This window comes from Allorhizobium sp. Av2, assembly GCF_021462805.2.
GTDB lineage: Bacteria > Pseudomonadota > Alphaproteobacteria > Rhizobiales > Rhizobiaceae > Allorhizobium > Allorhizobium vitis_G.
Map to the genome: position 1 here is coordinate 1,860,154 of NZ_CP192696.1, position 15,611 is coordinate 1,875,764.

12 protein-coding genes and 1 tRNA gene are annotated in these 15,611 nt (G+C 54.5%); 5 read left to right on the forward strand and 8 right to left on the reverse strand.

Annotation, left to right across the window (positions count from 1 at the left end):
* Positions 1-114 precede the first annotated feature (114 nt).
* Positions 115-903, forward strand: a complete 789-nt coding sequence (locus FS819_RS08975) for a S24 family peptidase (protein ID WP_156546144.1) — start codon at positions 115-117, stop codon at positions 901-903.
* A 342-nt stretch (positions 904-1,245) separates the two neighbouring features.
* On the opposite strand, the gene FS819_RS08980 is transcribed toward FS819_RS08975, so the two are convergent.
* Positions 1,246-2,118, reverse strand: a complete 873-nt coding sequence (locus FS819_RS08980; protein WP_156546147.1) for a hypothetical protein — start codon at positions 2,116-2,118, stop codon at positions 1,246-1,248.
* Positions 2,119-2,801: 683 nt separating this feature from the next.
* Between FS819_RS08980 and FS819_RS08985 the strand changes: the two genes are divergently transcribed.
* Positions 2,802-3,086 carry a MerR family transcriptional regulator gene (locus FS819_RS08985; RefSeq protein ID WP_156546150.1) on the forward strand — a complete coding sequence of 95 codons (285 nt, stop codon included), beginning with the start codon at positions 2,802-2,804 and terminating at the stop codon, positions 3,084-3,086.
* 5 nt (positions 3,087-3,091) lie between these two features.
* On the forward strand, positions 3,092-4,216 hold the full coding sequence (locus FS819_RS08990; protein ID WP_234624605.1) for a tyrosine-type recombinase/integrase: 1,125 nt from the start codon (positions 3,092-3,094) through the stop codon (positions 4,214-4,216).
* A gap of 118 nt (positions 4,217-4,334) precedes the next feature.
* Here the strand turns inward: FS819_RS08990 and FS819_RS08995 are convergent.
* Positions 4,335-4,408 (reverse strand) — tRNA-Cys (locus tag FS819_RS08995).
* A 286-nt stretch (positions 4,409-4,694) separates the two neighbouring features.
* On the opposite strand from FS819_RS08995, the gene FS819_RS09000 reads away from it, so the two are divergent.
* On the forward strand, positions 4,695-4,955 hold the full coding sequence (locus FS819_RS09000) for a hypothetical protein (protein ID WP_234624617.1): 261 nt from the start codon (positions 4,695-4,697) through the stop codon (positions 4,953-4,955).
* Positions 4,956-5,068: 113 nt separating this feature from the next.
* On the opposite strand, the gene FS819_RS09005 is transcribed toward FS819_RS09000, so the two are convergent.
* The 5 genes from FS819_RS09005 to FS819_RS09025 form a co-directional block, all read right to left on the reverse strand.
* Positions 5,069-5,830 (reverse strand): ABC transporter permease, encoded by a 762-nt coding sequence (locus FS819_RS09005; protein WP_060717872.1) that lies wholly within the window; start codon positions 5,828-5,830, stop codon positions 5,069-5,071.
* Positions 5,827-6,753 (reverse strand): ABC transporter ATP-binding protein, encoded by a 927-nt coding sequence (locus FS819_RS09010; RefSeq protein WP_071205751.1) that lies wholly within the window; start codon positions 6,751-6,753, stop codon positions 5,827-5,829. Before FS819_RS09010 ends, FS819_RS09005 begins: the two co-directional genes overlap by 4 nt.
* A gap of 549 nt (positions 6,754-7,302) precedes the next feature.
* Positions 7,303-8,136 (reverse strand): response regulator, encoded by an 834-nt coding sequence (locus FS819_RS09015; protein WP_156546156.1) that lies wholly within the window; start codon positions 8,134-8,136, stop codon positions 7,303-7,305.
* 256 nt (positions 8,137-8,392) lie between these two features.
* Complete coding sequence (locus tag FS819_RS09020) at positions 8,393-10,906, reverse strand: GcvT family protein (protein WP_234624616.1); 2,514 nt, start codon at positions 10,904-10,906, stop codon at positions 8,393-8,395.
* A gap of 235 nt (positions 10,907-11,141) precedes the next feature.
* Positions 11,142-11,912, reverse strand: a complete 771-nt coding sequence (locus FS819_RS09025; protein ID WP_070165049.1) for a helix-turn-helix transcriptional regulator — start codon at positions 11,910-11,912, stop codon at positions 11,142-11,144.
* A 335-nt stretch (positions 11,913-12,247) separates the two neighbouring features.
* Here FS819_RS09025 and FS819_RS09030 point away from each other — a divergent pair, with 335 nt between their 5' ends.
* On the forward strand, positions 12,248-13,042 hold the full coding sequence (locus FS819_RS09030) for a class I SAM-dependent methyltransferase (RefSeq protein ID WP_156546165.1): 795 nt from the start codon (positions 12,248-12,250) through the stop codon (positions 13,040-13,042).
* Between the two features lie 85 nt (positions 13,043-13,127).
* Here FS819_RS09030 and FS819_RS09035 read toward each other — a convergent pair whose 3' ends face one another.
* Entirely contained in the window at positions 13,128-15,557 is a 2,430-nt protein-coding gene (locus FS819_RS09035) for a mechanosensitive ion channel domain-containing protein (protein ID WP_234624604.1), read from the reverse strand.
* Positions 15,558-15,611 lie beyond the last annotated feature (54 nt).

Genomic DNA, 15,611 nt, shown 5'->3' on the forward strand with positions numbered 1-15,611 from the left:
GGTTCAATATGTTGTTTCTTCATATCGGATATTTGCGATTATCACAATTAAAAGTCAATCAATGTTTGCGATATTCGCGATGGAATTTTTCGCGGAAATCGCAAGGATCGTGCTATGAGTGATCCACAATTAGAAATTAAGCTTTGGCTTGCCGAAAAATTAAAATCCCACGGGGTGGCGTCTCGTCTTTCGTCGGCAACCGGGCTTACGCTCGACAAAATCACCCGGTCAAAAAATGTTGAAGGCGATGACCCGAAGAAGCGCCGCCAAATAAAGCCCCACGAGCTTGAGGCAATTGCTCGTTTTTTTGGTGAACTCCCGCCAGGCTACGAGGACATGAAATCTTGGCTGATGCCCAGACCGTCATTGATTCCGTCATTTGACCCAGATGCTATTGACGCCGGAGAAGTAGAGAGCGGTTACTCCAGGGAATATTGGCATCCTTCAACAAAAGGAGCCCTACCGGAGATTGACGGTAAGCTAGGCGCCGGTGAAGGAGCCGTTGGAACTGTCATAAACATCCCGGCCGGAACCAATACGATTTCAGGACATAGAGTTATTGCAGAATGGGTCGTGCCCGAAAATTATCTTTTTAACGAAGCCAAAGCCTCTCCCAACCATACTATTGTGATGGAGGTGATCGGTGATTCAATGAGTCCCACCTATCAGCCTGGAGACCGGGTTTTGATCGATTTAAATCAAAATTCCATGGTATCTGATACCGTGTACGCCATCAGTGATGGCTTTGTGGAACCACAGATCAAGCGTCTTCAGCGAGTGCCATTTAGCGACCCGCCACAGGTCATCATCATTTCGGATAATCCGAATCTTCAGCCTTTTACCGTTCCACTGGAGAAGTTGACAATAATTGGAAGAATCTGCGGAATAATTGCACGCAGATAATCCTGCCGCGATGACGTCGGTTGACACACCTTAGCTTGTTCGGCCTAACCAAGAGATCTGAGCCCAAGGGATCAAGTCCGATTCTCTCAGTTGACCGAGATTAGGGTAATGAACCTCTATAAGCTGAAAGTTAGATGCCTCAATAGCAATTCCTATAGACGGCAGGCTGGCGGGAATGGTCGCCTTGTCAAAAGCTGCTAAACATCGGATCGATACCGTGAATTCAACAAAGAACTTTATGGATCCCACTAGTAGCGGGGTCGCATAGAGGGCGTTGCGCCAACGACAATCGCGGCCGCGTAGCACATCCGTATAGCGCGACAAAATCCGAATAACCCCGGTTCAAAAAGACATTAAGCCCGGCGAGTTTTCCAAAATTTTGGCAGTCAGAGCCTTTTTGGCCCCATCACCGAGTGTGTTCCAGAACGCGGTGTTTTCCAAATCGACGATCGATGATACCGTAGTCCTACTGCCATCGGTCTCTCGGATAACAAGATCATCCTTGTTGAAGATGATGATAGTTCCGTTCCTGAAACGCAACATATTTTTCTGAGTAGCCGTTATCATTGATGGCGTAATATGGTTCTTAATCGTCTGGGTTGCGCTTGTAGTTGAGATAAGCGATGAAAGATTATCCAGTTTCTTTTCCAGGAGTGCAAAACGTGCATCATCCTTGGTGAATTCACCAGCCGGCAGAGCCGCTTTGGTAAGTTTCATCAACTTTACTAGTGAGAATATTTGTTCTTCATCTCCGACGCCGTTCACGGTGTCCGCAATCGCTGTTTCGATAGCTTCACGGCTACTGAGGGTATTTGCGATACGGAGAGTGTGATCGTATTCAATATCTCGAAAACCCGAGAGGTCGAAAATACGTCGCGTCTTGTCGTCTTTGATGAGCACGGTTGGTTTGTCGAAGGCTTGACGAATACCGTATTCGAAAAGAACGTTCGGATTGTTTGTAGACAGATCGCAGATGCATAGATCGGCGGTGGCCACCTTAGTAACCACTTCCAGCTGAATCATGTGTGCGGAACTTGTTGAAGTGGCCAAACTGCATTGATAACCCGCTGCATTAACCGCGGGCTCGATCAATTGTTTATAGACCTCGCTGAAATGCCCTGCTGGATAGCCATCAACATCGGAAATCGGCATAATAACAAAACAGGTTTTCAGGTCCGCCGTCGCCTCAGGTTTAGGTAATTCTTGCTTCTTCATAGCTCCCCCACTTTTACATCACTTTAGTTGCACGACGCCGACACTAGCAACCGAAATCTTCGACTGTTATCAATTGTCAACGGCCATTGACATGCGCGCGGCTAGCATCCGGTTGATGCAAGCAGCTAGCACCACACAAATTTGCGATTTTACCGTTGACAAAATTGCGATTATCGCGATTATTCGACTTACCGGCTGGATCGAAATCTAAATCCACAACAATTGAGAGATGCGCTGCTTTCAAAGGCAGCGTTTGACGATCTGCGCCGCTTTTTCAGAGCCCCGCCAAAAGGAGCGCTAGAATTGGCATCTACCGAACACGTCATTCGTCCCGCCGACGCGGAATTATTAGACAGAATAGCCGATGGCGTAACGCCAGCCGAGATCGCAAATTGGGTCCCCTGCTCTATCGATTCCGTTTGCGGCTCGCTTCGCCGCCTTGGTTATATCCACAATCGAAAGGGAGTGTGGTTCCTGCCAGACGAAGCGTCCATAACTCCACCACCGCGCTGCCGCTCCGCTGTCAAGCCACAGATAGAAGTCCGCAGAGGTGTTGTGCCAGAGCAGTTCCCGTTCATCCGCACCCACATCAAGATTACAGATGATGGCAGCTGCATCACCCTTCCTGATCTCTCGATATTAGCAGCTGCGCGCGCAGACCTTGAAAGAAGGGAACGCCGGCAATGACGAAAGCCGAACAAATTCGTTCAGGCCCGCCTTTTTCGCCCATCGCCAGCGTCCCTCGACTCGGCCTTAACCGCGTGGAGGTAGCTGCGGCCATTGGCGTCAGTGTCGGCACTGTAGATCTGATGGTGACCGAGGGCTTCCTGCCACCGCCACGCCGTTGGCACAGCCGCAAGGTTTGGCTGGTGCAGGAAATTGCCATCGCAATGATGGACTGGCCGGAAGACAGCAACCCTTTGACAAAGAAAGACAGTAACGCCGATGAATGGCGGGCATCTGTGTGATAGACATGACCAATGTCGAATTGCCCTACATCGAGAGGAACAAGACCCGTCACGGCTCCATGCGCTATTACCTGCGCATTGCTGGCAGGCGCATCTGCCGCCTGCCCGATGACATCGAGTCAGAAGCCTTCGCAAAGGCCTACTGGAAGGCAAGGAACGCCGTTCGCCCTCCAGAGGAGGATACAGGGCCAAAACCGATTTCTCGTCTTGTGAAGCCCGGTACGTTCCGATGGCTCTGCATGGAATACATGCGCAGTCATGAATTCACGACCTTGGACAACACCACGCAGACGAGGCGCCGGCACATCATCGAAGCCATGTGGCACGAACCCTTGAAAGCAGGCGACGAACGCACTTTTGCAGACATGCCCCTCCAGCACATGGACGTCAGCAATCTAGAGGTTCTGCGAGATCGCAAGAAGGAAACGCCGTTTGCGGCAGATGAGAGGCTGAAAGTGCTTCGGCAGGTGTTTGACACCACCCAGAACGGAAAACCGATCACAGCCAATATCGCGCGTATGGTGAAGCCGTTTCGCGCTCAGACCGATGGCCACCAGACGGCAACACCCGGCGACCTGGAGCGCTTCATCGCACACCATGGCACCGGGTCAAAAGCGACACTCTATCTCGCTATCCAAATGTATACGGGCTTGCGCGTCTCCGATCTCGCCGCGCTTGGGCCGACTCATCGACAAAAAGACGCCTTCCGGTTTCGCCTGTTCAAAAACCGCAACAGGACGCCTGTAGATATCAACATCACCATTCATCCGATCCTTGAAGCCGTCCTGGCAACACACAAGACAATAGGCCCCACCTATCTGGTGACGGAATTCGGAAAGCCGTTTAGCGTAAAGGGTCTGGGAAACAGGATCTCAGATTGGTGGTCGCAGGCGGGCATGCCGCACTTGACCTCCCATTCTGTTCGCAAAGGCCTGGCGACAGACGTTGCACACAACGAAGCGACCGACAGCATGTTGGAAGCCATGTTCGGATGGCGCGATAGCAAAACATCAAAAATCTACACCCGCGACGCGGAGCGCTCTCGACTTGCTCGCCAGACCGTGGAGCGGATCAACTGGGATGGAATTGGGCCGCAATTATTGGCGCTTAAAGAAGCCGAAAACAGCTAATTCAGAAACGCACTGCCACACCCTCAAAATTGTGTGGCGGAACAAGAAGCGAACGAACTGCCACACGCTAAAAATAACGTCGGCAAATCAGAGACTTACATATGGGAGAAAAAGGGAATGGAGGCCTCGCCCGGAATCGAACCGGGGTGCAAGGATTTGCAGTCCTCTGCGTAACCACTCCGCCACGAGGCCATTCCATAACTTAAAAGCGTGTGGTGACGGGCATTTAGAACGGATCGAAAAGAAGCGCAAGAGGAATTTCCGAAAAACCCCGTTCTAAAATTTCTGAAATTATATTCGAGCCAGATTTTGCAGGCATGATGAGACGGAAAGTCTAAAATTTGTCTCCAATTCGGCATGCCCGGTGCAGTAACGATGGAGCCAAACATCATCCTTGACTCCTCACGAGCGAGAACATAACAAGAACAATATGGCGTATCGATACGCTGAAAATCTGCTTTCACAGGAGATCTTCGATATGTGTTCAAAGCCTTGCTCCCCGGAAGCCGACCGGATTGCTCATCTTATTGAATGGCACGACGGCGATGCAAGAGCCGCCATTGCCACGCTCCTGGACGATGTGCATCGTTTGCGTCAGCAATTGGCAATTGCGTCGAATGCAATCAGTCTCGGTTATACGAGAGGATGGATACCAATCGAGGAGGTGAACTGTATGAGGGATATCATTGGCGGCGCCATACCGCCCATCCCCATGGCAGATCACGAAGCGACTACATAATTCCTCAAACCGGTGGCGGTTAAGAAATTATGCAACAAATATAGAGTGTTACAGCGTCCTTTGTGCATTTGTCCTTTCGGGAAAGCCGGGCTCCATTTTTCCCAAGACAAATTCTAGGCCTTCAGCTTGTATCCGGTGCGGAACATCCAGGTCAGCACAGCAAGGCAGAGGGTCAGGAACAGGCCGATCATCGCCAGACTGATCAGTGGATTGATATCCGCCTCACCGAAGAAGCTCCAACGGAAGCCGCTCACCAGGTAGAAGACCGGGTTTAAGTGGCTGATCATCTGCCAGACAGGCGGCAGAGCGTTGATCGAGTAGAATGTCCCACCCAGAAAGGTCAGCGGCGGGATGACCAGCATCGGCACCATGCTCAACTGTTCAAAATTCTTTGCCCATATTCCGATGATGAAACCCGCCATGCTGAAGGACATCGCCGTCAAAGCCATGAACAGCAGCATCAGCACCGGATGATCCACCCGGATATCGACGAACAGCGTCGATGTGGCCAGAATGATCAGGCCGACGATCATCCCCTTGGTGGTCGCCGCCCCGACATAACCCAACAGGACCTCGCCCAGCGCAATCGGCGCCGAGAGGATTTCATAGATGGTACCAGTGAATTTGGGAAAATAAATGCCGTTGGCACCATTGGATATGCATTGCGAAATCAGCGTCAGCATGATCAGTCCCGGCGTAATGAACCCGCCATAGCCCACCTCAGTCCCGGTCTGCATTTTCGTGCCGATCGCCGCACCGAACACGATGAAATAAAGCGCGGTCGATACGACAGGAGAAATCAGGCTCTGCATCAGGGTGCGGCGCATACGCTGCATTTCGGCCCGGTAGATGGCCCAGACTGCGGTATAGTTCATGATTTCCCCCCGGTCAGCGAAACGAAAATATCCTCGAGCGAGGTTTGCCTGGTGGAGATGTCGACCACAGCGATGCTGGAGGTTTCCAACGCCGTCAAAAGCGCCATCAAGGCGCCGGGCGTTGCCTGCGGCTCATAATCGTAGACGATCTGGCGACCTTCGCCAGCAAGGCTGAGGCGCCATTCGTCCAGCCGTCCCGGCAGGCTTTTCAGCGGTTCGGCCAGATCCAGAATCATCTGCTTGCGGCCAAGCTTGCGCATCAGCGCCACCTTGTCCTCCACCAGCAGCACCTCGCCCTGGTTGATGATGCCGATCCGGTCGGCGATCTCCTCGGCCTCCTCGATATAATGGGTGGTGAGAATGATGGTGACGCCCCGGCTGCGCAGATCGCGCACCAGGTTCCACATATCGCGGCGCAGCGCGACATCGACCCCCGCCGTCGGTTCATCCAGAAAAAGCACGCGCGGTTCATGGGACAGCGCCTTGGCGATCAGCACCCGGCGCTTCATGCCGCCGGAAAGCTCCCGCAGCACCGCATCGCGCTTTTCCCAGAGCGACAGGGATTTCAATATTCCCTCAAGATAGGCTGGATCGGCCTTGCGCCCATGCAGACCACGCGAAAAGGCCACGGTATTCCACACCGTCTCGAACTGATCCGTGGTCAATTCCTGCGGCACGAGGCCAATCAGCGCCCGGGTCTGGCGAAAATCCTGAACGACATCGTAACCATCAACGACAACCGTTCCGGATGTGGGATTGACGATGCCGCATATGATGGAAATCAGTGTGGTCTTGCCCGCCCCATTGGGGCCAAGCAGAGCGAGGATCTCGCCCTCCTCGATCTCCAGCGACACATCCTTCAATGCCGAAAAACCGGTGGAATAGGTCTTGGTGAGGGACTTGATCGATACGATAGACGCCATGCTTGCAGACAATCCTGAACGTCCGCCTCCTGGACTGCCGAGACAATGCGACAACACGGACCTTCCCATGCGCCCCACCGGTCTCCACTCCCGGAAACGGACTGTGAGCAACAGAGGCGCCTATATAGCACGGCTCCTTGAACCGGCCACCGCTATAGGAAAAATCTTTTGTAAAAGAACACATCCACACATATGCAAATGGTCGCAATAGACACGGTTTCGTCCGCCTTGCTTGGCCAGGTAGAGATATTGATCGGCCGTATGCAGGTCTTTGTCGAAGACCACGCGCCCACCCACTTCCGTCACCGCGATGGAAACCGTGACCGTCAAATGACCACTGTTCAGCACACCTGTCTGTGTGAGAGATCGAGATGGAATCTGTCACAAGCCGTTTAGCGTTTAAATCCGTCATTCCTTAAATCCGAATAGATTTAAGGAATGACGCAGAATATAGAAAGTGTTGCAGCGCCGCCGATAAGAAAACGCATTGGTCTGCAATATCAAGACGAAATTTCTGATGCATATTCATCTTGATATTAGGCAGGAAGATCAGGCTGCGGCCTGGTTTCTCTTGCGCCCGGCGCGGATCTGCACCAGCGTATCGAGGTTCTGATTGACCCGGCAGTAGAATTCTTCGTCGATGAACGGGCGCAGCATGAAATCATTGCCGCCGACCTTGAGGAAACGCGCAGACAGCAAACGGTCCGACGAGGAAGACACGCCGATGATCCGCAGTTCATGCGAGCCGCGCACAGCCCGGATGCGCCGCGTCAGTTCAAATCCATCGATATCAGGCATGTTATAGTCGGTCACGACCAGACCGATATCGGCATTGCTCTTCAGGAGTTGCAAGGCCGTAGCACCGTTATCCGCTGTGCTAACGCGGAAATTGTAGCGCTTCAAGCGGCTTGACAGTAGCGCGCGCGCCGTCGGGCTGTCATCGACGATCAGCACGTGATGATGGTGATTGGTGAGAAAGCGGCAAACGGACTCGATCAGCATTTCAACCGCGAAGATATTGTCCTTGAGGATATAGTCGACAATGTCCTTGGCCAATAGTTTTTCACGAGTTTTCTCGTGAAACGTGCTGGTAAAGACAACAGTCGGAATATTTAGATCGGTCAGATATTCCAAAGCTTCGCCATTTTCAGCGCCTGGCAGATTGATATTGGAGATCGCCAATGTAACGGGCTCGTCTGAAAGCTCGTTTGCTGCCATCAAATCTTCGTAGGTGCGGCAAATTTCCGCATCAATACTAAAAATCTCCTTGAGGCGTTGCGTAATCATGGATGTAAAAACATTGGAGTCTTCTGCAACGATAATACGTGCGTCCGGAAATTTTTCGCCGGAATATTGCATTCCTGAAACGCCAAGATAGGTCATGACACGCCTTTGAACAAGAGATCTTGCCACAACATAGACATGATCAATTGCTGAAATATTAATCGAAACGGGGCGTTATACCTTCTATGCTTAATAAGAACAAAAAGGCGACCTAGAGGAGGCCGCCTTTTTGGATAGATTCAGCACGTCGTTTGTCGACGGCAGGTTTCAAGCTTTGCAATACAAGCGTTTTTTTTAAAAAAGCAAATATTTGCAAACTCAAGTGCAAGCAATATTTGCCGCCAACTTTTCAATCTCAAGCCCTGAGAGCGGAATTGTCAGGATCGAACGGGCTTTCGCCCACAACCACCGCGTCATAGAGATCACCGAGGATCTTGATCTTCAGCCTGGTGCCTTCAGTTGCATAGCCGGGTTGCAGCATGGCGAGCGCAATGGATTTGCCGATCCGCCAACCATAGGTGCCGTTGGTTGCACGACCGACCAGGTCGCCCGCTTCATTATAGATCGCCTCCGAGCCGCGAGCGTCGACATCCGCGACCCCTTCGACAACCAGCGTTGCGAAATTCCATTTCAGGCCCTTCTCCTTATAGGCAACCAGAGCCTCCTTGCCGATAAAGTCCTTGTCGAGCTTGATGAAACGGTCGAGCGCCGATTCATAGGCATTGTATTCGATCGACATTTCCCTCGGGATCAGGCGGTAGGATTTCTCGACCGACATCGACAGCATGGCGCGGATGCCGAAAGGCTTGATGTCGAATTCGGCACCGGCTTCCATCAGCTTGTCGAAAATATAGGCCTGCATCTCGATGGGGTGATGCAATTCCCAGCCCAGTTCCCCGACAAAATTGACGCGCAATGCATGGGCACTCGCCACGCCAACCGAAATCTCCTTGCCGGTCAGCCAGGGGAAATCCTTGTTCTCAAGGCTGGTACGGGTCAGTTTCTGCAAGACCTGCCGCGACTTTGGCCCGGCCAGAACCAATACGCCGAGCTTCTGGGTAATCTGCTGAAGCTTGACCGATCCATCAGCGGGAGCCAACTTGCGCAAGTAATCATGGTCATGAGCTTCGTAAGCGCCAGCCGACACCAGATAGAAACGGTTCGGAGCCCATTCATAGACAGTGAATTCGGCACGGACCCCACCGTGCTGGGTCAACATGTGACAAAGCGCGATACGGCCCCGCTTCTTCGGGATGGCATTGGCAAAAAGGCTGTCCAGCCAGGCTCGAGCACCGGGACCGGACACTTCCATCTTGGCGAAAGCTGACATGTCGAGCACGCCGACATGCTCATTGACATGCTTCACCTCATTGCCGACATGCTCGAAATAATTCGAGCGGCGGAACGACCATTTCTCCACCACACGGCCATCCTCGGTCGGGGGCGCATAATTGTGGTTTGTGATGACATCGACGCCAACGCCAAGCTCGTTCTTGGGCACTTCATAGCCCTCAGGCGCAAACCAGTTGGCACGCTCCCAACCATAGACAGAGCCGAAGACAGCGCCCATCTTCTTCAACCGTTCATAGACCGGCGTGGTTTTCAGCGGCCGGGCAGCGGCGCGTTCTTCATCCGGGTAATGCATGGTGAAGACATTGGCATAGGCTTCTTCGTTCTTGGCGATCAGATAGCCTTCCGTCGCATAAGGGCCAAAGCGGCGCGGATCGGCGCCCATCATGTCGAGGGTGGATTCGCCATCGACGATCCATTCCGCCAATTGCCAGCCGGCGCCGCCAGCCGCGGTGATGCCAAAGGAATGGCCCTCGTTCAGCCAGAAATTCTTCAAACCCGGTGCCGGACCGACAATCGGATTACCGTCCGGCGTATAGGCGATGGCGCCGTTATAGACTTTCTTGATGCCGACTTCGCCAAAGGCTGGCACGCGCACCATGGCCGTCTCGATATGCGGCATCAGCCGGTCGAGTTCTTCCTGGAACAGTTCGTATTCACTCTCATCGGACGGACCATCGACATAACAGACCGGCGCGCCAACTTCGTAAGGCCCCAGCAACAGGCCACCATTTTCCTCGCGCATGTACCAGGCGCTATCGGCCTCGCGCAGCACGCCCATTTCCGGCAGGCCCTTGGCCTTGCGTTCAACAATGGCCGGATGCGGCTCGGTGACGATATATTGGTGCTCGACCGGAATGACCGGAATATTGATGCCCACCATTTCGCCGGTCTTGCGGGCGAAATTTCCGGTACAGGAAATCACGTGTTCGGCGGTGATCTCCCCCTTGTCGGTGGTGATCTTCCACAAGCCGTCCGGCTGACACTCAATGGCCGTTACAGTCGTGTTGCGGTAGATTGTGGCACCACGGTCGCGGGCGCCCTTGGCCAGCGCCTGAGTCAGGTCGGCGGGCTGAATGTAACCATCATCAGGGTGCTGAATGGCGCCGAGCAGACCTTCCGTTTCACACAGCGGCCAGATTTCCTTGACCTGTTCAGGCGTCAGGATGTTGACCTTGACGCCGATAGTTTCGGCAATCCCGGCATAATACATAAACTCATCCCAGCGATCCTTGCTGCGGGCGAGACGGATATTGGAGACCTTGCTGAAACCGACATTCATGCCGGTCTCTTCCTGAAGTTCCTGATAGAACTTCACCGAATATTTGTGGATCTGGCCGACCGAATAGCTCATGTTGAACAGCGGCAGCAGGCCGGCGGCATGCCATGTCGAGCCTGAGGTCAGTTCCTTGCGCTCGATCAACACGCTATCGCTCCAGCCCTTCCTGGCTAGGTGATAGAGCGTGGAAACGCCGACGACACCGCCACCGATCACCACGGCCCGTGCATGAGATTTGATCGACATGGAATTTCCCCTGTTCTGCTGCGAGCGCAAGGCGCAAACGACCGGATGACGCCGCAAGATTGATCCCGCGACTATGATAAAGACCCGCTCTCCTGTGCCGCCCGTTTGCGACATGGGCATGGGCTGGCGCGACCTGCGGATAAAAACTGCTGATGTCACGATCCTTGATCAATCGCAAATCGTCAAACGCAGAGCAAGCCCTCCTCATGGCTCTTATCGCGGAGACGCTTTATTGCGGTATCAGGAAGACCAGCTTGCAATCCGGACGATCGCAGGGACGGTAGTTGAACTGGCGAAATCGCAGCCTGCCCCGATCCGGAGAAACCAGTTCACGCTCTCCGCCTTCGCGGTCCAGCACAGTCTGCTCGCTCCACCCTTGGGCAAAGAGCGGACTGTCGCGCTGCAACTGTTCGATCAGCGCACGGACCGTCGCATCGCGCAATGCATGACTGTAATCGGCGCGAAACTCGGCCAGCAGCCGTAGCGCGCGTATTTCCCAATCGACAATGATCTCCCGGGCGCCGGGATTGAGGAATACGTAACGCAGCAGGTTTCTATCCTTGCTGTGCTCGCCAAGCCAATCAGGAAACAGGGATGCGGCCGCGGAATTGAAACAGCAGGCATTCCAGTTGCGATCAAGCGCATAGGCTGGATGCTGCACCATGCTGACTGCCGTCACCAGGGACGCTGGCACGTCGTCAATGGCGTCTCCGTCTTCCTCATCAGGGTCGCGCCGGGCTGCCAGTTCAAACAGATAGGCGCGTTCGGCCCGGGTCAATTCCAGGGCGCGCGCCAGCCTCGCCAAGGCCTGCGGCGAGGCCTGCACCTGGCGCCCCTGCTCTATCCAGGCGCACCATGTGGCGCTGATGCCCGCTCGCTCAGCCAGTTCCTCACGCCTCAGGCCCGGCGTCCGGCGCCGTCCGATCCGGTCCGGCACCAATTTCTCACGGTGGGTCCGTACGAACTCACCCAGCAAACGTCTCTGTTCAACATCCAGCATATCAGCATTTATAACAGGATAACTGCTCCTCTTGTAACAGCATATTGTTGGCGTAATGCTGTTTACACCAAGCGACATCACCATGTCCCTTGGTCTTCTTATGGCGACGATTTCAAGCCTTTGGCTTATTCGAGAGAAGCACAACTCAACCCAACGAAGATGCCTCCACATCTTCGAAGCCTTGATACGATGCGGACAGCCCATGCAACGGGACCTGAGCGGATTGCCAGGTACAAAAGAACGATGCGCTACACCCCAGACATGGAGTTGCAACGCTGAATTTCAAGCGTTTCATGATCTGAACCGGGATAAACCAGCTTAACAGGAACAGTCACATGCCAACAGCAACCAGCAAGAAAAATCCAGTGAGCGAAAATCACGACCACCACGTGCAGCAGAATTTCGGCCCAAGGGCGAGCGCCTATGTGGAAAGCGCCGTTCACGCTTCAGGCGCCGATCTGGTTCGCCTGGGCGACATCGCCCGCACTGCCAATGCCAGCCATGGCGTCGATCTGGGATGTGGCGGCGGCCATGTCGCCTATGCAATCGCACCGTATATGGCAACCGTGACCGCCATCGATCTTTCCGCCGATATGCTGGCCGCAGTCTCGCAAACCGCAATGGAGCGCGGTTTGACGAATATTGCGACAATCAGGGCTTCAGCCGAACAATTGCCCTGTGAAGATGGTCAGTTCGATTTTCTCGCCTGCCGGTTTTCGGCCCACCACTGGCACGACGTCCATGCCGGCTTGCGGCAGGCCCAGCGCGTGTTGAAGCCGGGCGCTGCGGCAATCTTCATCGATGTGGTCTCGCCGCCATCGCCATTGCTGAACACGCATCTGCAAGCAGTCGAGCTGCTGCGCGACACCTCGCATGTCAGGAACTATACGCTGGGCGAATGGACGCAGATGCTGGGACAGGCCGGCTTTGCGATAAAAACCTGTCAGACCAGCCGGCTGCGGATGGATTTCAAGGTCTGGACGGACCGCATGAAGACACCGGATGCCCTGCGCACCGCCATCCGCCTGTTGCAACAGGATGCCGCCACTGAGACAAAAGCGCATTTCGACATCGAAACCGACGGCTCCTTCATGCTCGACGTGGCGCTGTTTGAAACCCACCGGATATGACGCATTCGGTTCGTCGCAGGCTGGTTTGCCTGCGACGAGTCTAGCGCCTATTAAAACCGGGCGCCTATTAAAACCGGGGCGCGTATTACGAAGCGGGTGATGGTGGCAGCGGAGCCGCTGCTGCCACGACATCTTCTGCTTCAGCGGGTTCTTCCTTCATAACCACGCCTTCAGCCTTGAATCTTTCGAAAATTCCCAATCTCAACTCGTTGCGCACCACAAGCCCGTTCAAGACGTCACCGACAAACACCCGGACTTCAAATTCAAGGTCCGCTCCATCGAATTTCTTGAAGACGACGACCGGTTCGGGGGTGCGCAACACGCCGGGTACATCGCTTGCCACCTCTCTCAGCATCCCCATCACATGGCGCGGATCATTGACCGCCTTGGCGGAAATCTCCATATCGATCCGACCCAGCTTGTTGCGATGGGTCCAGTTACCAACCGAGGCGTTAATCAGCTGCGAATTCGGCACAATGATCGACTGACGCTGAAAGGTTTCGATTTCCGTGGCGCGCACCGAAATGCGCCGCACAAAACCTTCACTCGTACCCGTCGCCACCCAGTCGCCGACCTTGAAAGGACGCTCGAAGAGCAGGATCAGGCCTGAGACGAAGTTGGAAATGATATTCTGCAAGCCAAAACCGATACCGACCGACAAGGCACCGGCAACCAGCGCCAGGCTGGACAGGTTGATACCGGCCGCCGACAGGCCCATGAAACCGGCGACAATCGCGCCGAAATAGCCGACGGAGGTTTTGACCGAATTGCGCACGCCCGGATCGACCTGCGACCGCGCCATGACATTACCGTCCAGCCATTTCTCGAACCAGCGGGTCAGCACGACACCAATCAGGAAAATGGCGATGCCGCTGAAGATGCCGACGATGGAAATGCTGATGCCGCCGACATCGATCTGGATGAACAGATTATAGAACCAGGTCTGGATATCCGGCGGCTGGAACCCCCAGGACATCATGATCAGGGGAACGCCGATCACGAAAACGAAGCCGTAGATCAACAATCCGGCGGCAATACCGAACTGGTCGAGCGCAACGGGGCCAAAATTGAAGCGTCGCTGCAGGAAGCGGCCAACGATCGTCTCGGCAAACCGGTCACGCTCGGATACAGCTCGGCCTGAACGGATCCCGATATACATGGTGGCCGCCACGCCTCCCGTCAGGATAAGCTGGCTGGCGACGAACCGGGCCAGGCCGATATAACCGATCAGGCTGGTGAAGATCAGCCAGACACCGCAGACCCGAAGAGCGATGGCTGTCCGCTTCGACCAGGGACGGCCACCCGTGGCGGCTTCATCCTCGGATTTCGGCAGAAGCGGACGAATGAAGGAAACCCAGAGCAGGATGAGACCGACCAGGCTTGACGACACCAACCCCTTCAACACCGAGAGCTCGACTGGCGATCCCAATGTCTGCGCAATACTGGACAGGCCATAATCGAGACCGTTGATCACCGTCATAGCCACGAAGGCTGCTACCAGCTGGCGGCTGCCCCGGTCGGACACATGCACGAGCCGCCATTTCGGCGCCCATGGATTGAACACGGCAATGGCAAGCCGCGACGAGAAAAACACCAGCCAGAACACGCCGAAAAACGACGCGATGATCGGCTCGATGTCCGGCCGCATGACGCTGAAGGTATCGAGAAAGAAATAACTGGAAATCAGGAAGAAACTGAAGGCAAAGGACGGCATGATCGTCGCCCAGAAGGCCACCGAAAACCGGCTCATATAGGAGGGGTTTTCCTCCAGCTTGCCCCGCTCAATGATCGGCCCCAGAATCCGCTGAAGAACGAGCCGTAATCCGAGCGCCATAGCGAGCGACAGAACCATGGCCGAGACGAGCGAAATTTTCTTGAAGCGCCAGGCGAAGCCCCCCCAGCCCTCGAGCATATCCGTAAAGCGGCTCGCTTCCGTGCCGTAGGACAAGGCGGCATCCGTCATACTATCAACGGAAATGTCCGTATGGGCCAGCAATTGCCGTGTGAACAATTCCCGCCGCACTGCGGTGACCTTAATGGACATATCGCTCGCAGACTTGCTGACTTCGTCGATCCGGTTCAGGACCGAAGCAATCTGTGCTTTCTGGGCATTGAGTTTGTTTCGCTGCTGGGTCACGTCAGCCGCTTCAGCAGGCTGGCCGTCCTTCGGCGGATCGCCGAGTTCTTTCAAGCGAGCGGCAATATCATCCTGACGCGGCGAAATCAGCAGTTTCATGCCCTGCAATTGTCCGACAATGTCGTCCAGGCTGGATTTGGCTTCCATCAACTCGCGGTCGTTGTTTCCAGCCTTTTGCGGTATACTGGCAAGCGAGTCGATCTTTTTTTGCAACTGATCAAGCGTCGCAGGTGCCTTGGCAACCGGATCGTCATCGGCAAAATTACTATCCTGTGCCAGTGCCGCCCCGGCAAAACCATGAAGCCCGAAAGAACTCATCCCAACAGCAATCAGCAGGATGATCGGAAATAGCGCTAGAAACTTCTTCAGGCTCTGCAAATCACTGTCCCTTTGTCCGCATCGATTACAGCGCCGCGCATATGACATGCTGCA

What these genes read in the sequence shown, in the direction of transcription:
- FS819_RS08990 (WP_234624605.1), top strand. Translation starts at nt 3,092, where the DNA reads ATGACCAATGTCGAATTGCCCTACATCGAGAGGAACAAGACCCGTCAC.
- FS819_RS09010 (WP_071205751.1), bottom strand. Translation starts at nt 6,753, where the DNA reads ATGGCGTCTATCGTATCGATCAAGTCCCTCACCAAGACCTATTCCACC.
- FS819_RS09005 (WP_060717872.1), bottom strand. Translation starts at nt 5,830, where the DNA reads ATGAACTATACCGCAGTCTGGGCCATCTACCGGGCCGAAATGCAGCGT.
- FS819_RS08975 (WP_156546144.1), top strand. Translation starts at nt 115, where the DNA reads ATGAGTGATCCACAATTAGAAATTAAGCTTTGGCTTGCCGAAAAATTA.
- FS819_RS08980 (WP_156546147.1), bottom strand. Translation starts at nt 2,118, where the DNA reads ATGAAGAAGCAAGAATTACCTAAACCTGAGGCGACGGCGGACCTGAAA.
- FS819_RS09015 (WP_156546156.1), bottom strand. Translation starts at nt 8,136, where the DNA reads ATGACCTATCTTGGCGTTTCAGGAATGCAATATTCCGGCGAAAAATTT.
- FS819_RS09000 (WP_234624617.1), top strand. Translation starts at nt 4,695, where the DNA reads ATGTGTTCAAAGCCTTGCTCCCCGGAAGCCGACCGGATTGCTCATCTT.
- FS819_RS08985 (WP_156546150.1), top strand. Translation starts at nt 2,802, where the DNA reads ATGACGAAAGCCGAACAAATTCGTTCAGGCCCGCCTTTTTCGCCCATC.
- FS819_RS09025 (WP_070165049.1), bottom strand. Translation starts at nt 11,912, where the DNA reads ATGCTGGATGTTGAACAGAGACGTTTGCTGGGTGAGTTCGTACGGACC.
- FS819_RS09030 (WP_156546165.1), top strand. Translation starts at nt 12,248, where the DNA reads ATGCCAACAGCAACCAGCAAGAAAAATCCAGTGAGCGAAAATCACGAC.